Genomic DNA, 17572 nt, shown 5'->3' with positions numbered 1-17572 from the left:
CGCGCCCACAACGGGCCGATCGGCAGGCCGCAACCCAATGGTTACAAACGGCCCTCGACGCGCGTGTTCCGCGGGCGCGGCGGGCGGCCGCATCCGGTGTCAGAGCACGTCGCCGCGGCCGGTGAGTTTCAACGCGTCGACGACCTGCTTGACCCGCTGCGCGTGCTCGGTCGTGGTGACGAGGAGGGCATCGGGGGTGTCGACCACGACGATGTCCTGCACGCCGATGAGGCTGATCACGCGCTGCGTCTGCGTCACCACGATGCCGCTGGACGCGTCGGAGAGGATGCGGGCGTGCTCGCCGAGCACGGCGAGATCGTTCTTCCGACCGTTCGAGACGAGCTTCGTGAGGCTCGCGAAGTCGCCCACGTCGTCCCAGTCGAAGTGGCCGGGGATGACGGCGAGCTTGCCCTTGGCGGCCGCGGGCTCGGCGACCGCGTAGTCGATCGCGATCTTCTTGAGATTCGGCCAGATGCGATCCACCGCGGGTCCGCGGCGGTCGCGGTCGTCCCACGCCTCGGCAAGCTCGGTCAGGCCCGCGTGCAGCTCGGGCTCGTTCGCCTCGATCTCGGCGAGGAGCACATCGGCACGCGAGATGAACATGCCCGCGTTCCAGGAGTAGGCGCGATCGGTGAAGTATTCGCGTGCCGTGGCGAGGTCGGGCTTCTCGACGAACCGCTCGACGAGAGCCGCCTCCGGGGCACCGTCCACGATCAGCTCGTCGGCCTTCTTGATGTATCCGAAGCCGGTGGACGGCTCGGACGGCTGGATGCCGATCGTGCAGATGTAGCCGGCACGTGCCACCGCGACCGCCTGGCGCACGGCGAAGTCGAAGATCCGCGCGCCCTGGATCACGTGGTCCGCGGCGAACGAGCCGATCACGACGTCGGGCTCGCGGCGCACGAGGATCGCCGCGGCGAGACCGATCGCGGCCGTGGAGTCGCGCGGCTCGGACTCGAGAAACACGTTCTTGTCGGGGATGCCGGGCAGCTGCTTCTCGACCGCGGCGCGGTGCGCGCGCCCGGTGACGACCGCGATCCGGTCGTGGCCGGCCAGCGGCTCCAAGCGGTCCCAGGTGTCGCGCAGCAGCGTCTGACCGGAGCCGGTCAAATCGTGCAGGAACTTCGGCGCATCGGCGCGCGAGAGCGGCCAGAGCCTGCTGCCGATGCCGCCGGCCGGAATGACGGCGTAGAAACCCTCGATCTCGTTCCCCATACCGGACACCCTATCCGTCGCATATGTCACGAGAATGTCGGCGGCCGAACGCTCGAGCGACCGGCGTCACCGGTCCATTTATCTCGACGTCGAGATTGTTAGGTTCGCCTAAAGGGCGCCGTCGTGCTGCGGCGAATACACTGTCGGCAGCGCCCGCGTGACGCAGGGGACCAGCAAAAACCCCGAAGGGCAACGCCTGCCCCACCGTGTTCGATCAGGGAGGACGACCGTGGCTGCACCGGCACGCGTCACACCATCGCTCGCTCAGACGACGTCCAAGAGGCCGCGCGGAACGCTGTACCGCGGCAACGAGGGCATGTGGTCGTGGGTGCTGCACCGCATCACGGGTGTGTCGATCTTCTTCTTCCTGCTCGTGCACGTGCTCGACACCGCTCTCATCCGCGTCTCCCCCGAGGCGTACGACGCGGTCATCGGCACGTACAAGAACCCCGTGATGGGCATCGGCGAGGTCGTTCTGGTAGCCGCGATCGCCTATCACGCCTACAACGGTCTGCGCATCATCGTCGTCGACTTCTGGTCGAAGGGCGCGCGCTACCAGCGGCAGCTCTGGTGGATCGTCTTGGGCCTGTGGGCCGTCACGATGCTGGGCTTCGCCCCCCGCCACCTCATGAATGTCTTCGCCGCGACGGGAGGCGGCCACTGATGAGCGCGACGATCGCCGATCCCCGCAGCCCCTTCTCGGCCCCGCGGCGCAAGGGCCCCAACCTCGAGAAGTGGGGCTGGGTGTACATGCGCGCCTCGGGCGTTGTGCTGGTGGTGCTGATCTTCGGACACCTCTTCGTCAACCTCCTGACGGGCGACGGCATCCACCAGATCGACTTCGCGTTCGTCGCCGGCAAGCTCTCCTCGCCGTTCTGGCAGTGGTGGGATGTGGCGATGCTCTGGCTCGCCCTCATCCACGGCGGCAACGGCATGCGCACGATCGTCAACGACTACGTCACGCACGCCACCACGCGGCGCGTCCTCGTCTGGGCGATCTGGATCGTGTCGGCGTTCCTGATCCTGCTCGGCACCCTCGTCGTCTTCACCTTCGACCCCTGCCTCGGCGTGACCAGCGACAGCGTGATGTGGGAGGCGTGCCAGTAGGCACGCCGCGTCCCACGGATCAGAACAGACAAGAGGAATCCCACCTGTGAGCACTCACTCCACCGCGGACACCGTCGTCAAGGACGGTGTCTACTACCACCAGTTCGACATCGTGATCGTCGGCGCCGGCGGCGCCGGGATGCGTGCGGCGATCGAGGCCGGCCCCGGCGCGAAGACCGCCGTCATCTCCAAGCTCTACCCGACCCGCTCGCACACGGGCGCCGCGCAGGGCGGGATGGCCGCGGCCCTCGCCAACGTCGAAGAGGACTCGTGGGAGTGGCACACCTTCGACACGATCAAGGGCGGCGACTATCTCGTCGACCAGGATGCGGCGGAGATCCTCGCCAAGGAGGCCATCGACGCGGTCATCGACCTCGAGAACATGGGCCTGCCCTTCAACCGCACCCCCGACGGCAAGATCGACCAGCGTCGCTTCGGCGGCCACACCGCCGACCACGGCAAGAGCCCCGTCCGCCGCGCGTGTTACGCCGCCGACCGTACCGGCCACATGATCCTGCAGACGCTGTTCCAGAACTGCGTCAAGCTCGGCATCAACTTCTTCAATGAGTTCTACGTGCTCGATCTCGTCACGGTCGAGGACAACCGCACCACCAAGGTCGCCGGCGTCGTCGCGTACGAACTGGCCACCGGCGATCTGCACGTCTTCCAGTCGAAGGCCGTCGTGTTCGCCACCGGCGGCTTCGGCAAGATCTTCAAGACCACCTCCAACGCCCACACGCTCACCGGTGACGGTGTCGGCATCGTCTGGCGCAAGGGGCTCCCGCTGGAGGACATGGAGTTCTTCCAGTTCCATCCGACCGGACTCGCCGGTCTCGGCATCCTGCTGACCGAGGGGGCACGAGGTGAGGGCGCCATCCTGCGCAACGCCTCGGGCGAGCGCTTCATGGAGCGCTACGCACCGACCATCAAGGACCTCGCGCCGCGCGACATCGTCAGCCGCTGCATGGTGCAGGAGGTCGAGGAGGGTCGCGGCGCCGGCCCACACAAGGACTATGTGCTCCTGGACTGCACCCACCTGGGCGCCGAGGTGCTCGAGACCAAGCTCCCCGACATCACCGAGTTCGCCCGCACCTACCTCGGTGTCGACCCTGTGGTCGAGCCCGTGCCGGTGATGCCGACGGCGCACTACGCGATGGGCGGCATCCCCACCAACATCGAGGCCGAGGTCCTCAGCGACAACGACACCGTCGTTCCCGGTCTGTACGCCGCGGGTGAGTGCGCGTGCGTCTCGGTGCACGGCTCCAACCGCCTCGGCACCAACTCTCTGCTCGACATCAACGTGTTCGGCAAGCGCGCCGGGCGCAACGCGGTGAAGTACGTGCAGAGCGGCGCCGAGTTCGTGCCGCTGCCCGAGGACCCGGCCCGCGAGGTGCGCGAGATGATCGAGGGCCTGCGCAACAACCCCGGCACCGAGCGCATCGCCGTGTTGCGCAAGACGCTCCAGGACGAGATGGACCGCAAGGCCCAGGTGTTCCGCACCGACCAGTCCCTCGGCGAGGTCATGCTCGTCATCGCCGAGCTGCGCGAGCGCTACAAGAACATCCACGTCGACGACAAGGGCAAGCGGTACAACACCGATCTGCTCGAGGCCGTCGAGCTCGGATTCCTCCTCGACATCGCCGAGGTCGTCGCCGTCGCCGCGCGCAACCGCAAGGAGAGCCGCGGCGGCCACATGCGCGACGACTACCCGACGCGTGACGACGAGAACTACATGAAGCACACGATGTCCTACCTGTCGGGCGATGCGCACTCCTCCCACCCGGAGGACCACATCCGTCTCGACTGGAAGCCGGTCGTCTTCACCAAGGACGAGGCCGGGGAACTGCGCTACCCGCCGCTGGAGAGGAAGTACTGAGCATGGCCGCCACCGCCATCGCCGAGACCACCACCGAGGCCCCCGAGGTGCAGGAGACCAACGACTCCGGCATCCAGGCGTTCCTGGTCACCTTCATCGTGCGCCGGTTCAACCCGGAGCTGGACGAGGAGCCGCGCTGGGTCGACTACGACGTCGAGGTGTACTCCACCGACCGTGTGCTCGACGCGCTGCACAAGATCAAGTGGGAGGTCGACGGTTCGCTCGCCTTCCGCCGGTCGTGCGCCCACGGCATCTGCGGCTCGGATGCCATGCGCATCAACGGCCGCAATCGCCTGGCCTGCAAGACGCTGATCAAGGACCTCGACATCTCGAAGCCGATCTACGTCGAGGCGATCAAGGGCCTGCCGCTGGAGAAGGACCTCATCGTCGACATGGAGCCCTTCTTCGCGTCCTACCGCGAAGTGCAGCCGTTCCTCATCGCGAACTCCACGCCCGAGAAGGGCAAGGAGCGCGTGCAGTCGATCGTCGACCGCGAGCGCTTCGACGACACCACGAAGTGCATCCTCTGCGCCGCGTGCACCTCGTCGTGCCCCGTGTTCTGGACCGATGGCCAGTACTTCGGCCCTGCCGCGATCGTGAACGCGCACCGGTTCATCTTCGACTCGCGCGACGACGCCGGCGACGTGCGCCTGGACATCCTCAACGACAAAGAAGGCGTGTGGCGCTGCCGCACCACCTTCAACTGCACGGAGGCGTGCCCGCGCGGCATCCAGGTGACCAAGGCGATCGCCGAGGTCAAGCAGGCGGTCCTGCGCGGCTGAGCGATGCAGAGCCTCGCTGCCCGATCTCGCTAGGGTGAGGGCGTGAGGCGAGCCCGGGAGAACGACGCCGACATGAGGTTCGTGCTGCCCGAAGACGAGAGCTCCTTGCGGGATCGGTGGGATTCGGCACAGGCGAACCTGCGCGAACGGCTCGATGAGCCGATTGAGAAGGCCACGGCGCTGACCCGCCGCACCCTCTCCTGGTTCCCCATCCGGGTCTGGCGGCACTTCCTTCAGCACAACGGCTTCCTGCTGGCCGCAGGCGTCAGCTACCAGTCGTTGTTCGCTATCTTCGCGGGCATCTATCTCGCCGCTGCCGCGGTCGGGCTCTGGTTGGGCGGCGACGACGCGGCCGTGCACCAGCTGATCGACATCGTCAACAGCTACATCCCCGCACTCATCAGCGAAAGCGGTCTGGTCAAGCCGAGCCAGGTCGAGGCCGTCGCCTCGCAGAGCAGCGGCGGCCTTCTCCCGGCGACCGGCGCCATCGCACTCGTGGTCGTCATCTGGACGGCCATCGGGTTCATCACATACACCCGCCGCGCGGTGCGCGACACGTTCGGCCTGCCCTTCGACTCCCGCAGCTACCTCATGCTGAAGGCCCGGGACCTCCTCGCGGCTGCGCTGTTCGGCATCGCGCTGCTCGCCGGCTGGGTACTCGTGCAGATCACCACCTGGGCATTGGATCTGCTGGCGAGCATCCTGCAGTGGCAACCGGACTCCACGTGGTCGACGATCCTCGCGCGCGCACTGAGCCTGGTGGTCGCGTTCCTGGTGAACGCCGTCGCACTCGCCCTGCTCTTCCGTTTCCTCACCGGCACGTCGCTGCGCTGGCGGCGCATCTGGCCGGGGTCGATCCTCGGCGGCGCGGCTCTCGCGCTCCTGCAGGTGGGCGCAGGGCTCCTGCTTCGCTACACGCCGAGCAATCCCCTCATCGCGACCTTCGCCATCTTCATCGGCTTCCTCCTGTGGTTCCGGATCACCGGCATCGTGATCCTCGTGGCTGCGGCGTGGATCGCGGTCTCCACCTCCGACCGCGACCTGCCGCTGGTAGAGCTGAGCGACGCCGAGCGGGAAGCACTTGAAGTGCACGCACTATCGGTCGCCGCCCAGGTGCGCCTTCGCGAGGCGCGAGAGCGGGCCCGTCGCGCGGCGTGGTGGCAACGTCCTGCCGCCCGGCGCCGCGTCCAGCGCGCGGCGGAGGAACGGGATGCGGCCGCTGCCGCCGCCGCCGCGCTCACCACGCGGCCGCGATTTCGGCACTTCCTCGACTGAGCATTCGTGTCGGGGGTGCCGGATACGCTGAAAGGCGTGTCACGAACCCTCCGCATCGCCTCTGTCAACGTCAACGGAATCCGCGCCGCGGTGAGAAACGGCATGGCGGGCTGGCTCGATAGTGCCGAGGTCGACATCCTCACGCTGCAGGAGGTGCGCGCCGAGCTCACCCATCTCGAGAGCGCGCTGCCTGGTTGGGAGCTCGTTCATGACGAGTCACTGACCAAGGGGCGCTCCGGGGTGGCGGTGGCCAGCCGCATCCCGATCACCGCATCGCGCATCGAGCTCGGCGACGAGGGCGTCGACTCGCGCGGCCGCTGGATCGAGGCCGACGTCGAGGTCGACGGCGAGCAGCTGACGGTGGTCAGCGCCTACGTGCACTCCGGCGAAGACGGAACCCCCCGCCAGGACGCGAAGTACGGATTCCTCGACGCGATGAGCGTTCGCCTCGTGGAGCTGGCGCAGAACGAGGCGCTCGCGCTCGTCACGGGCGACCTCAATGTGGGGCACCGCCCGCTCGACATCAAGAACTGGCGCGGCAACCAGAAGAAGGCCGGGTTCCTCCCCCGTGAGCGCTCGTACTTCGACCGTTTCTTCGGCGATGCCGGCTCCCTGGTGACCGGCGTCGACGGGGTCGAGGGCATCGGGCTCGGGTGGGTCGACGTGGGGCGCCGCTTCGCCGGCGAGGTCGACGGCCCGTACACGTGGTGGTCCAACCGCGGCCAGGCGTTCGACAACGACACGGGCTGGCGCATCGACTACCACATGGCCACCCCCGCCCTCGCGACGCGTGTGGCCGACTACCGGGTCGCGCGGGCCGCGTCGTACGCCGAACGGTGGAGCGATCACGCCCCCGTCGTGGCCGACTACCGCCTGGGCGCCTGAGGGGCGACAGCGCACCGCATCCGGGTCCGTAGAATCGACGGGTGAGCAAAGCGCGCCTGTACTCCGGAATGCAGCCTTCGGCCGACTCCCTCCAGATCGGCAACTATATCGGGGCTCTGCTGCAGTGGCGCGACCTGCAGGAGTCGTACGACGCGTTCTTCTCCGTCGTCGACCTGCACGCGCTCACGCAGCCGAACGACCCGGCGGAGCTCCGCGCGAAGACCCGGCGCACGGCCGCCCAGTACATCGCGGCCGGTATCGAGCCGTCGAAGTCGGCGCTGTATGTGCAGTCGCACGTTCCCGCGCACGCCGAGCTGGCGTGGGTCCTGTCGACGATCACCGGTTTCGGTGAGGCGGGGCGCATGACGCAGTTCAAGGACAAATCGCAGCGCTACGGCAGCGACGCGACCAACGTGGGTCTGTTCACCTATCCGGTCCTGATGGCCGCAGACATCCTGCTGTACCAGACCAACGTGGTGCCCGTCGGCGACGACCAGAAGCAGCACGTCGAGCTGACCCGCGACCTGGCCGAGCGCTTCAACGCGCGTTACGGCAAGACCTTCACGGTGCCGACGCCCGTCATCCAGCAGGACACGGCCCGCATCTACGACCTGCAGAACCCGACGTCGAAGATGTCGAAGTCCGCAGAGTCCGACGCGGGCGTGCTGTGGCTGCTGGATGACCCTGCGGTCAGCGCGAAGAAGATCATGCGCGCGGTGACCGACTCCGAGGGCGTCGTGCGTTACGACCGCGAGACCAAGCCCGGCGTGTCGAACCTGCTCGTGATCTTCGCGGCTCTCACGGGCCGGCAGATCCCCTCGATCGAGGACGAGTTCGCGGGCCGCGGTTACGGCGACTTCAAGAAGGCGCTGGCCGAAGTCGTGGTGTCGGAGTTCGGCCCGGTACGCGAGCGCGCCCTCGCCATGCTCGACGACCCCGCCGAACTCGACCGCGCCCTGGCCGTCAACGCGCAGAAGGCCTCGGCCGTGGCTGAGCAGACCCTCGGTGACGTCTACGACCGCATCGGCCTCCTCCGCCGCAGCTGACACCGGCGCCGCCTGTTCTGCCGCGGCGGCGGTATGCGGGCCTGCCTGACGACCCGAACTCCTGCAAAACCGCTCCGCGGTCTCGGCGGGACCGGCGAGAGTGAGGGATTGCAGGAGTTCGGCCCGGCGGCGGCACGGCCCGAGCAACCGGAACGGCGAGCGGCTCGGTACTCGGTTGCGCAGCGCAGTGCCGGCCGGATCCGGCCCGAACTCCTGCACACCCGCTGGTTGGGCCCGGCCCCACCATGCAGCGCGACGGATTGCAGGAGTTCGGGCGCCTCACGCCCTCGCGCGGCGGATGCGTGCGACGACACACGTCACCCGCGGCCACCCGCATCACGAGTGACGGCGTTCAGCCGCTCGATCTGCTGCGGCCCCCGCGCCGTTGTCGAGCGAGCACCGCGCGGAGAGCGGCGCGCACCGCATCCGGGCGGTGAAAGACGTCCTCTGCAAGGATCCGGATCGTCACGTAGCCCAACTCGGCCGCGGCGAGGTCTCGGCGCCGGTCGCGGATCTGATGTGAGACGTCGCCGTGGAACGCGCGACTGTCGCACTCCACGATGAGCCAGCCGTCGACGAGAAGATCCACCCTCCCCACTCCGCGAAGACGGACCTGCAGCGCCGGGCGGTACCCCAGACTCCGCAGCATCAACCGGACGAGCGTCTCCGAGCCCGCTTCGGCTCGCGCATCGATGAGCTTGCGCAGCGGCCTGTAGCGGCGGGGAAGTCGGTCGAAGACCGCGTCGAGATCGTCGGCATCGATCAGGCTCAGGCGCAAGGCGCTGTCGAGGCTCGCGACGGCGACTCTCGGCGGCTGACAGCGACATGCCTGGGCGAGCGCCTCCACCAGATCGGCCTGGAGATCCGCGCGAGGGCACGCGGAGTGACGCCAGTGCGCCCTGATGCCGCGGTGACGACGCGGCAAGCGCGAGTCCGCGCGATCGAACTGCAGGTGGATTTCGCCGTCCGACAGGACGAAGACGCCGAGCGCACCGAGCAGCGACACGCAGTCGAGTCGTCCGCCCGACCGGGCAGCGACCAGGTGTCGCTCATCGATGCCGCCCCAGACGTAACGGCCTCGTCGCACCCGGATGAGGTCGCCACAGTCGACCGCGTGCCGAATGGTCGCACGGGTGTAACCGCGCAGTCGCAGCTCGGTCGTGCGCAGGTACGAGGGCGACGACAGCAGCATGTCGACAGCCTCAGGGTACGCGCCGACCGGGCGTCGACGAGAGCCCTTCGTGCGAGTAACTCGCCGTGAGGCGCGGCCGGTGGAGGACTCTCCGAGCGCGGAGCGGTCTCGGTGGCAGCGCCGCGGGCTCGAACTCCTGCAGAGCCCGCCGCTCGGGGTCAGCGGGAGCGGCCGACGCCGGATGTGCAGGAGTTCGGTCGGTGCCGTGGAGCAGAGCGGACGGCGGCACCGAACGCGCGCCGACGGGAGCTGAACCGGCCCGAACTCCTGCAGAACGACGCCGCCATGGCCCCGGCCCTCAGCCGACGCCGGATGTGCAGGAGTTCGGGTCGCGATCAGGGGGATGTGAGCCGCCCGGTCCGTACCCCCGGACATGCACAGGATGGCCCCGCCTGGCCAGGGCCGTGCCCGCATGCCCGCCGGATCAGCCGCCGGCGAGGGCGTCGACGGCGAAGCGGATGTGGCGCTCCGCGAGGTCGGCGGCGGCCGTACCGTCGTGCCGCTCGATCGCCTCGAGCAGCTCGACGTGTTGCGTGTGCAGGATCGCGGCCAGCCCCTCCCAGTCCCCGTAGTCGCGGAGGGCCTCGAGGATGCGGCTGCTCAGCGACTCCCGAATGGCCACGGTCATCGAGGCGACGAGCCGGTTACCCCCGGCCTGAGCGATCGCGACGTGGAAGGCCGTGTCGGTGTCGTTGTACTCCGCGGGACCGAGCCCGGCGACGGCGCCCGCGTCGAGCGCGGTGCGGATCGCGGCGATCGCCTCGGCATCTGCGTTCCGCGCGGCGAGTTCGGCGCTCGAGCGCTCGAGCACGATGCGCGCCTCGATGACGTCGGGGTAGGGGTAGTTCGCGAGGGCGGCGTGCAGCCGCAGGAAGCGGGTGAGCGCGGCATCCGGCAGCGCGGCCACGAACGTGCCTGCGTCTGCACCCGCACCGACCTGGGCGCGCAGCACGCCCTGCCCCTCGAGCACACGCACGGCCTCCCGAACGCCCGCGCGGCTCACGCCCAGTCGCGCGGCGAGATCGCGCTCCGAGGGGAGCGGGTCGTCGACCTGCAGCGAGCCCGACATGATCTGATCCTCGATCGCCTGGATCACGAGTTCGTGCGCGCGGCTGCGCTGAACGGGTGCCCATTCCGGGGTGCGCTGATCTGTCACCGGGGTATCCTCTCGCCTTCGAGCCGAACGCAACCGGCGGGTTGACGTCGCCGAGGCCGGGGTCTACTGTACCGCAGAGGTCAGACCAATCGATACGCCCTCTGCGCCGCGCGCTCCCACCTCGAAGGACGATGATGAGTCCCCTCAGCCGACAGCTCCCCGATCCGCGCGAACTGCTCGAACTCATGCAGTTCAAGACGCCGGATCTGAACGCCAAGCGTCGCCGCCTCGCCGCGGCACTCACGATCGACGACCTCCGGCGCATCGCGAAGCGCCGCACCCCGAAGGCCGCCTTCGACTACACCGACGGCGCGGCGGATGGGGAGATCTCGCTGCAGCGGGCCCGCCAGGCGTTCCGCGACATCGAGTTCCATCCCTCGATCCTGCGCGACGTGTCGCGGGTCGACACCAGCACGACGGTCTTCGGCGGCCCCTCCGCCCTCCCCTTCGGCATCGCACCGACCGGCTTCACGCGCCTCATGCAGACGGAGGGCGAGTACGCCGGCGCCGCTGCCGCCGGAGCCGCCGGCATCCCCTTCACTCTCTCGACGCTCGGGACGACCTCGATCGAGAACGTGAAGGCGACCAACCCGACCGGCCGCAACTGGTTCCAGCTGTACGTCATGCGCGACCGCGACATCTCCTACGGCCTCGTCGAACGGGCCGCCAAGGCGGGCTTCGACACCCTCTTCTTCACCGTCGACACCCCCGTCGCCGGTGCGCGCCTGCGCGACAAGCGCAACGGGTTCTCCATCCCGCCGCAGCTGAGCGTCGGCACCATCGTCAACGCCATCCCCCGCCCCTGGTGGTGGTTCGATTTCCTCACCACGCCGAAGCTCGAGTTCGCGTCGCTCACCACGACCGGCGGCACCGTCGGCGAACTGCTCAACAACGCGATGGACCCGTCGATCTCCTTCGAAGACCTCGACATCATCCGCTCTCTCTGGCCCGGGAAGATCGTCGTCAAGGGGGTGCAGAACGTTCCGGATGCGCGCAAGCTCGTCGATCTCGGCGTCGACGGTCTCGTGCTGTCGAACCACGGCGGACGCCAGCTCGACCGAGCCCCCATCCCGTTCCATCTGCTGCCGGAGGTGGTGCGCGAGGTCGGACGCGACACCGAGATCGCGATCGACACCGGCATCATGGACGGCGCCGACATCGTCGCCTCGATCGCGATGGGCGCGACGTTCACCCTCATCGGCCGCGCGTATCTCTACGGCCTCATGGCCGGGGGCCGCGCCGGCGTCGACCGGGCGATCGCCATCCTCGCCGAGCAGGTCGAGCGCACCATGAAGCTGCTCCAGGTGAGCGAGCTCGCCGAGCTGACCCCTGCTCACGTGACCCAGCTGCAGCGCCTCGCGCCGCGGGCTACGAGCGACATACGCGTCTGACGCGCACGGTAGCGTGACCGGATGCTGCCCGTCGTCCTTCGCACCGCACGGCTCGAGCTGTCGGAGCCGACCGCATCCGATGCTCAGGCCATCTATGACGCGTGCCAGGATCCTGCCATCGGACACTTCACGACCGTCCCCTCGCCATACCTGCGCGCGTATGCCGACGAGTTCGTGGCGCAGACGGCCGAGCGCTGGGGCGACCTCTCGCACGCGACCTGGGCGATCCGCCTCGACGGCACACTGTCGGGCATGATCGGCCTGCACCATCTGCAGGAGACAGGATCAGCGGAGCTCGGCTTCTGGGCGACGCCCGAGGCGCGCGGACACGGCATCGTGCGGGAGGCGTCGGAAGCCGTCATCGACTGGGGCTTCTCGACCGACGTGCTCGAGCTCGTGCGCCTGGAGTGGCGCGCAGCCGTCGGGAACACGGCGTCCGCTCGCGCGGCGCAGGCGCTGGGCTTCCGGTTCGAGGGGACGCTGCGCCAGGCTCTGCGCAACGGGCACGGCGAGCGCAGCGACGGCTGGATCGCGAGCCTGCTGGCGATGGATGATCGCACGCCACAGCAGTGGCCGATAGCCCTCTGACGCCGTCGGCGATGCGTGGCAGGATGGCGCCATGCCCGAGATGCCGGAGGTCCAGGGACTCGTCGACTTCCTCGGCGCGCGCCTGAACGGCCTCGAGATCACCCAGGCACGGATCACCGCGATCTCCGCACTGAAGACCTACGACCCGCCCATCGAGTCTCTCGTCGGGGCTCGCGTCGAGACCGTCGCTCGCCGCGGCAAGTTCGTGGACATCGCGACGGATGCGGGCACGCACCTCGTGTTCCACTTGGCGAAGGCGGGCTGGTTGCGCTGGTACGACACCCTGCCCACGACGGTGATCAAACCGGGCCGCTCCGCCATCGCGCTGCGCGTCGGGTTCGCCGACGGTTCGGGGTTCGATCTCACCGAGGCGGGCACGAAGAAGTCGCTCGCGGTGTCTGTCGTGCGTGAGCCGGCCGATGTTCCCGGCATCGCCAGACTCGGCCCCGACCCGCTGGATCCCGGGTTCACGCGCGACACGCTGGCGACGCTCCTCGCGGGACGCCGCACGCAGATCAAGGGGGTCCTTCGGGATCAGTCCATCGTCGCCGGAATCGGCAACGCCTACTCCGACGAGATCCTCCACGTCGCACGACTCTCGCCGTACGCGCTGGCAGCCACGCTCGACGCCGACGAGATCGACACCCTGTACACCGCGACGATCGACACCCTGCGCGACGCGGTCGAGGCGGCATCCGGCAGGCCTCCGGCCGAGCTGAAAGACGCCAAACGGCGCGGGATGCGGGTGCACGGCCGGCAGGGCGAGGCGTGCCCGGTGTGCGGCGACGTCGTGCGATCTGTGTTCTTCGCCGACAACTCGCTCGAGTACTGCGCCACCTGCCAGACCGGCGGCAAGGTCCTCGCAGACCGACGCCTGTCGCGCCTGCTGAAGTGAGAGTCGTGTCGGTGCATGTCCGGGAATGAAACGGACCATCCGGCGTTGACTACACTCAGTGCAGAACGTGCTCCGGGGTCGGTGAGAATCCGAACCGGCGGTGACAGTCCGCGAGCGTGATCCTCCGCGAGGAGGGGATCGCCGATCCGGTGGAACTCCGGAACCGACGGTGATGCGACGCAGGTCGCGAGTCCGGATGGGAGGCGCACGGGCGCTCAGCGGCGTGTCCGCGAGCGCCGCGACGGCTACCCGGAGCCCGCCGATCAGGAGGCCCGAGACATGCCGGTGAGCGAGACCGAGGAACGCGCCATGGCGCGAGCGCTGGAGCTTGCCCGGCGAGGCCCCGTCGGAGTGAACCCGCAGGTGGGCGCCGTACTCCTCTCCCCCGACGGCGACGTGATCGCCGAGGGCTGGCACCACGGCGCCGGAACGGCCCACGCCGAGGTCGACGCGCTGTCGCAGGCGGATCCGGATGCGGTGCGCGGCGCGACCGCCGTCGTCACCCTCGAGCCGTGCAATCACACCGGCCGCACCGGCCCGTGCGCCCTCGCGCTCATCGAGGCGGGAGTCGCCCGGGTCGTCTACGCGATGAGCGATCCCACCCCGACCGCCTCCGGCGGCGCCGAGCGCCTGCGCGCGGCCGGCGTCGAGACCGAGTCCGGCGTGCTCGCGGACGAGGCGCAGGATCTGCTCGCCTCGTGGGCCGAGGCGCAGCGCCTGGGGCGCCCGCACGTCACCGTTAAGTGGGCGCAGAGCCTCGACGGCCGCGCGGCGGCAGCCGACGGATCCAGCCAGTGGATCACCGGCTCCGAGGCTCGCGAAGACGTGCACCGCCGACGCGCCGGCGCCGACGCGATCATGGCGGGCACCGGCACCGTTCTCGCGGACGATCCCGCTCTGACCGCCCGCACGCCCGATGGCGAGCTGCGGCCGACGCAGCCGCGCCCCGTCGTTGTCGGCGAACGCGACATCCCCGCCCAGGCCGCCGTGCGGCGCCACCCGAAAGAGCCCTGGCACCTGCGAACGCACGATCTGCATGAGGCCCTGGCCACCCTGCACGAGCGCGGCATCCAGCGGGTCTTCGTGGAAGGCGGCCCTCACCTGCAGAGCGCTCTGCTGCGCGAGGGCCTCGTCGACGAGCTGCTGACCTACGTCGCTCCGGTGCTGCTGGGCGGCGACCGTGTCGCCCTCAACGACCTCGGTGTGACCGACATCTCCCACGCACGTCGCCTGCAGCTGATCGAGACGCGCCGGCTCGGCGACGACCTGCTGCTCATCTCGCGGCCCGCCGCATCCGCAGAAGAACCCCCCTCCGATCGAGAAGGAGCCCACTGATGTTCACCGGGATCGTGGAAGAGATCGGCACCGTCACGCACACCGAGCCCTCGGGCGACGGCGTGCGACTGACGGTCGCCGCCCCCCGAGCGGTATCGGATGCGGCGCACGGCGACTCGATCTCGGTCTCGGGCGTGTGCCTCACCGTGGTCGATCAGGGCGAGGACTGGTTCACCGCCGACGTCATGCGCCAGACGCTCGATGTCACCGCGATCGGCGGTGTCACCGCGGGAACGCCCGTCAACATCGAGCGGGCGACGGCCGCCGGCGGGCGCCTGGGCGGCCACATCGTGCAGGGCCATGTCGACGGCACGGGCCGCGTGCTCGAGGTGCGCCCCGGCACCCAGTGGCGGGTCATCCGCATCTCGCTGCCGGCAGAGCTCGCACCGCTCGTGGTCGACAAGGGTTCGATCGCGCTCGACGGCGTCTCCCTCACGGTGAGCGGGGCGAGCGACCCGTCGTCCGACGAGGCCTGGTTCGAGGTGTCGCTGATCCCCGAGACACTCGCCGCCACCACTCTCGGCGAGCGCATCGTCGGCGACATCGTCAATCTGGAGACCGACATCCTGGCGCGCCATGTACAGCGACTGCTGGCCTTCGCCCCCGCAACGGAAGGTGGCTCGCGATGAGTCTGAGTTCCATTCCCGAGGCCCTCAAGGCCCTCGCCGCCGGTCGTCCGGTGATCGTCGCCGATGACGAGAACCGTGAGAACGAGGGCGATGTGATCCTCTCCGCCCAGCTCGCGACCCCCGAATGGATCGCGTGGACGGTGCGCTGGTCGAGCGGCTTCATCTGCGCACCCATGCCAGCGGATTGGGCGGACCGCCTGGATCTTCCTCCCATGGTGGAGGTGAATCAGGATGCGCGCGGCACCGCGTACACGGTGAGCGTCGACGCCGCATCCGGCGTCACGACCGGCATCAGCGCCGCGGACCGGGCGCACACGCTGAATGTGCTGGCGGATCCCGCATCCGCACCGTCCTCGGTGAACCGGCCGGGCCACATCCTGCCCCTGCGCGCGGTGGACGGCGGCGTACGCGAGCGCGGCGGCCACACGGAGGCGGCCGTCGACCTCATGCGTCTGGCGCATCTCGAGCCTGTGGGAGCGATCGCCGAGATCGTCGACGAGGACGGCAGCATGATGCGCCTTCCCGGCCTCATGGCGCTCGGCGAGCGCGATGGCATCCCCGTCATCACGATCGAGCAGCTCGTGGGATACCTGGACGAGGTGGACCCGCGCGAGGCGCCCTCGGCCGCGTCGTCGCACCGTCGACGCGTGAGCCTGCGCGCCGAGGCGACGGTCCCCACCTCGCACGGCGAGTTCCGTTTCCTCGCCTACAAGGACCGCGTGACGGGCACCGACCATCTGGCCGTCGTCAAGGGCGAGCTGAACGATGCGCCGCTCGTGAGGGTGCACTCCGAGTGCCTGACCGGCGAGGCGTTCGGTTCGCTGAAGTGCGAGTGCGGCCCCCAGCTGGATGCGGCGCTCGACCGCATCGAGAAGGACGGCGGCGTCGTGGTGTACATGCGCGGTCACGAGGGCCGTGGCATCGGCCTCATCAACAAGCTGCGCGCCTACAACCTGCAGGAGCGGGGTCTGGACACGGTCGATGCCAACCTGGCGCTCGGCCTTCCCGCCGATGCACGCGACTACGCCGCGGCCGCCGGCATCCTCGCCGATCTCGGCGTCGAGCGGGTGCGGCTGCTGACCAACAACACCGACAAGGTCACGCAGCTGCGTGCCCTCGGCCTCGACGTCGTCGAGCAGGTTCCGCTGCTCGTGGGCGTCGGCCCCAACAACCACCAGTACCTCGCCACCAAGCGCGACCGGATGGGACACATCATCGCGGACGAGGACCTCACCGAAGCGCTCGCGCAGATGAAGGAGAACCGATGAGCGGCCACGGCGCCCCCCAGCAGACCGAGATCGACGCCCACGGCCTTCGTGTCGTCATCGTCGCCGGCACCTGGCACGACACGATCAGCGATGGACTCATCGCCGGGGCGGAGCGGGTGCTCACCGCATCCGGCGCCGACTACTCGCTCGTGCGCGTCGCGGGTTCCTTCGAGCTCCCCGTCGTGGCCAAGGCAGCGCTGGAGTCCGGCGCCGACGCGGTCATCGCCCTCGGCGTGATCATCCGCGGCGGCACGCCTCACTTCGAGTTCGTCTCCTCCGCCGCGACCGACGGCCTGACCCGCGTCGCCCTCGACACCGGCAAACCGGTCGGCTTCGGGGTGCTGACCCTCGACGACGAGAAGCAGGGTCTCGATCGCGCGGGGCTCGCGGGCTCGAAGGAGGACAAGGGCGCGGAGGCGGCGGATGCCGCGCTGCGCACCGCCCTCACGCTGCGCGAGCTCCGCGGCTGAACGGCCTCGGAGGGCCAACCTTCAGTAATACATAAGGTATGGTGGCGGGCATGGAGATCCTGCGTCACATCGTCGTCCTCGTGCACCTCGTCGGCTTCGCCATCCTCTTCGGAGCATGGGTCGTGGAGGCCGCGAGCCGCCGCATCCGCGTCACCCGGCTCATGAGCCTGGGCATGACCATCGCCGCGGTCGCCGGTCTCGCCCTCGCCGCACCGTGGGGCATCGAGTACGAACTGAACTACGTCAAGATCGGCGTGAAGCTCGTCGTGCTGCTGGTCATCGCCGCGCTTCTGGGCATCGGTTCGGCCCGTCAGCGCCGCACCGGGTCGCTGCCCGCGGCGATCTTCTGGCCGATCGGCATCCTCACCCTCGCCAACGCCGCCATCGCCGTCATCTGGCGCTGAGAGGTTCGCGTCCCGGCCGTCACGGCGCCGGGACGCGAACCTGGGCGTAAACTGTGTG

General features: G+C 69.3%; 18 protein-coding genes and 1 riboswitch. Of the genes, 15 read left to right on the top strand and 3 right to left on the bottom strand.

From position 1 onward, the window contains the following. Window positions 1–99: 99 nt before the first annotated feature. Window positions 100–1215, bottom strand: a complete 1116-nt coding sequence (locus tag SK224_RS14330) for a mannose-1-phosphate guanylyltransferase (RefSeq protein ID WP_320435335.1) — start codon at window positions 1213–1215, stop codon at window positions 100–102. 229 nt (window positions 1216–1444) lie between these two features. On the opposite strand from SK224_RS14330, the gene sdhC reads away from it, so the two are divergent. Genes sdhC through trpS form a run of 7 tightly spaced genes read left to right on the top strand, consistent with a single transcriptional unit; the run spans window position 1445 to window position 8186 of the window. Further along, entirely contained in the window at window positions 1445–1879 is a 435-nt protein-coding gene (gene sdhC, locus SK224_RS14325; RefSeq protein WP_320435334.1) for a succinate dehydrogenase, cytochrome b556 subunit, read from the top strand. Next, window positions 1879–2322, top strand: a complete 444-nt coding sequence (locus SK224_RS14320) for a succinate dehydrogenase hydrophobic membrane anchor subunit (protein ID WP_320435333.1) — start codon at window positions 1879–1881, stop codon at window positions 2320–2322. Before sdhC ends, SK224_RS14320 begins: the two co-directional genes overlap by 1 nt. 46 nt (window positions 2323–2368) lie before the next feature. Then, window positions 2369–4198 carry a succinate dehydrogenase flavoprotein subunit gene (gene sdhA / locus SK224_RS14315; protein ID WP_320435332.1) on the top strand — a complete coding sequence of 610 codons (1830 nt, stop codon included), beginning with the start codon at window positions 2369–2371 and terminating at the stop codon, window positions 4196–4198. 2 nt (window positions 4199–4200) lie between these two features. Next, window positions 4201–4980, top strand: coding sequence for a succinate dehydrogenase iron-sulfur subunit (locus SK224_RS14310; RefSeq protein ID WP_137416317.1), 780 nt, complete (start codon window positions 4201–4203; stop codon window positions 4978–4980). A gap of 42 nt (window positions 4981–5022) precedes the next feature. Further along, complete coding sequence (locus SK224_RS14305; RefSeq protein WP_320435331.1) at window positions 5023–6255, top strand: YihY/virulence factor BrkB family protein; 1233 nt, start codon at window positions 5023–5025, stop codon at window positions 6253–6255. A 36-nt stretch (window positions 6256–6291) separates the two neighbouring features. After that, complete coding sequence (locus tag SK224_RS14300) at window positions 6292–7140, top strand: exodeoxyribonuclease III (RefSeq protein ID WP_320435330.1); 849 nt, start codon at window positions 6292–6294, stop codon at window positions 7138–7140. Window positions 7141–7181: 41 nt separating this feature from the next. Continuing rightward, a complete protein-coding gene (gene trpS / locus SK224_RS14295) occupies window positions 7182–8186 on the top strand; it encodes a tryptophan--tRNA ligase (RefSeq protein WP_307319673.1) in 1005 nt (334 codons plus the stop codon). Window positions 8187–8538: 352 nt separating this feature from the next. Here trpS and SK224_RS14290 read toward each other — a convergent pair whose 3' ends face one another. Beyond that, a complete protein-coding gene (locus SK224_RS14290) occupies window positions 8539–9378 on the bottom strand; it encodes a hypothetical protein (RefSeq protein ID WP_320435329.1) in 840 nt (279 codons plus the stop codon). A 424-nt stretch (window positions 9379–9802) separates the two neighbouring features. Then, the gene (locus SK224_RS14285; protein ID WP_320435328.1) at window positions 9803–10534 is read right to left on the bottom strand and encodes a FadR/GntR family transcriptional regulator; all 732 of its coding nucleotides are present in this window, start codon (window positions 10532–10534) and stop codon (window positions 9803–9805) included. Between the two features lie 134 nt (window positions 10535–10668). On the opposite strand from SK224_RS14285, the gene SK224_RS14280 reads away from it, so the two are divergent. The 8 genes from SK224_RS14280 to SK224_RS14245 all read left to right on the top strand — a co-directional run bounded on the left by SK224_RS14280 (window position 10669) and on the right by SK224_RS14245 (window position 17514). Further along, on the top strand, window positions 10669–11925 hold the full coding sequence (locus tag SK224_RS14280; RefSeq protein WP_320435327.1) for an alpha-hydroxy acid oxidase: 1257 nt from the start codon (window positions 10669–10671) through the stop codon (window positions 11923–11925). Window positions 11926–11946: 21 nt separating this feature from the next. Continuing rightward, window positions 11947–12513 carry a GNAT family N-acetyltransferase gene (locus tag SK224_RS14275; protein ID WP_320435326.1) on the top strand — a complete coding sequence of 189 codons (567 nt, stop codon included), beginning with the start codon at window positions 11947–11949 and terminating at the stop codon, window positions 12511–12513. Between the two features lie 31 nt (window positions 12514–12544). Beyond that, the gene (locus SK224_RS14270; RefSeq protein WP_320435325.1) at window positions 12545–13408 is read left to right on the top strand and encodes an Fpg/Nei family DNA glycosylase; all 864 of its coding nucleotides are present in this window, start codon (window positions 12545–12547) and stop codon (window positions 13406–13408) included. A 64-nt stretch (window positions 13409–13472) separates the two neighbouring features. After that, a riboswitch (FMN riboswitch) is annotated at window positions 13473–13620 on the top strand. A gap of 67 nt (window positions 13621–13687) precedes the next feature. Beyond that, entirely contained in the window at window positions 13688–14743 is a 1056-nt protein-coding gene (gene ribD, locus SK224_RS14265; RefSeq protein WP_320435324.1) for a bifunctional diaminohydroxyphosphoribosylaminopyrimidine deaminase/5-amino-6-(5-phosphoribosylamino)uracil reductase RibD, read from the top strand. Then, a complete protein-coding gene (locus tag SK224_RS14260; RefSeq protein ID WP_320435323.1) occupies window positions 14743–15372 on the top strand; it encodes a riboflavin synthase in 630 nt (209 codons plus the stop codon). Before ribD ends, SK224_RS14260 begins: the two co-directional genes overlap by 1 nt. Continuing rightward, window positions 15369–16640, top strand: coding sequence for a GTP cyclohydrolase II (gene ribA / locus SK224_RS14255; RefSeq protein ID WP_320435322.1), 1272 nt, complete (start codon window positions 15369–15371; stop codon window positions 16638–16640). Before SK224_RS14260 ends, ribA begins: the two co-directional genes overlap by 4 nt. Next, the gene (gene ribH, locus SK224_RS14250) at window positions 16637–17110 is read left to right on the top strand and encodes a 6,7-dimethyl-8-ribityllumazine synthase (RefSeq protein WP_320435321.1); all 474 of its coding nucleotides are present in this window, start codon (window positions 16637–16639) and stop codon (window positions 17108–17110) included. The genes ribA and ribH overlap by 4 nt, the downstream gene beginning before the upstream one ends. 50 nt (window positions 17111–17160) lie before the next feature. Beyond that, the gene (locus SK224_RS14245; RefSeq protein ID WP_320435320.1) at window positions 17161–17514 is read left to right on the top strand and encodes a Fe-S protein; all 354 of its coding nucleotides are present in this window, start codon (window positions 17161–17163) and stop codon (window positions 17512–17514) included. The last annotated feature ends 58 nt before the right edge of the window (window positions 17515–17572 follow it).

This window comes from Microbacterium sp. BG28 (assembly GCF_034044005.1).
Taxonomy (GTDB): domain Bacteria; phylum Actinomycetota; class Actinomycetes; order Actinomycetales; family Microbacteriaceae; genus Microbacterium.
This window is presented reverse-complemented; position numbering and strand designations above follow the sequence as displayed.

What these genes read in the sequence shown, in the direction of transcription:
- SK224_RS14330 (WP_320435335.1), bottom strand. Translation starts at nt 1,215, where the DNA reads ATGGGGAACGAGATCGAGGGTTTCTACGCCGTCATTCCGGCCGGCGGC.
- SK224_RS14320 (WP_320435333.1), top strand. Translation starts at nt 1,879, where the DNA reads ATGAGCGCGACGATCGCCGATCCCCGCAGCCCCTTCTCGGCCCCGCGG.
- SK224_RS14310 (WP_137416317.1), top strand. Translation starts at nt 4,201, where the DNA reads ATGGCCGCCACCGCCATCGCCGAGACCACCACCGAGGCCCCCGAGGTG.
- SK224_RS14290 (WP_320435329.1), bottom strand. Translation starts at nt 9,378, where the DNA reads ATGCTGCTGTCGTCGCCCTCGTACCTGCGCACGACCGAGCTGCGACTG.
- SK224_RS14280 (WP_320435327.1), top strand. Translation starts at nt 10,669, where the DNA reads ATGAGTCCCCTCAGCCGACAGCTCCCCGATCCGCGCGAACTGCTCGAA.
- SK224_RS14275 (WP_320435326.1), top strand. Translation starts at nt 11,947, where the DNA reads ATGCTGCCCGTCGTCCTTCGCACCGCACGGCTCGAGCTGTCGGAGCCG.
- SK224_RS14270 (WP_320435325.1), top strand. Translation starts at nt 12,545, where the DNA reads ATGCCCGAGATGCCGGAGGTCCAGGGACTCGTCGACTTCCTCGGCGCG.
- ribD (WP_320435324.1), top strand. Translation starts at nt 13,688, where the DNA reads ATGCCGGTGAGCGAGACCGAGGAACGCGCCATGGCGCGAGCGCTGGAG.
- SK224_RS14260 (WP_320435323.1), top strand. Translation starts at nt 14,743, where the DNA reads ATGTTCACCGGGATCGTGGAAGAGATCGGCACCGTCACGCACACCGAG.
- ribA (WP_320435322.1), top strand. Translation starts at nt 15,369, where the DNA reads ATGAGTCTGAGTTCCATTCCCGAGGCCCTCAAGGCCCTCGCCGCCGGT.
- ribH (WP_320435321.1), top strand. Translation starts at nt 16,637, where the DNA reads ATGAGCGGCCACGGCGCCCCCCAGCAGACCGAGATCGACGCCCACGGC.
- SK224_RS14245 (WP_320435320.1), top strand. Translation starts at nt 17,161, where the DNA reads ATGGAGATCCTGCGTCACATCGTCGTCCTCGTGCACCTCGTCGGCTTC.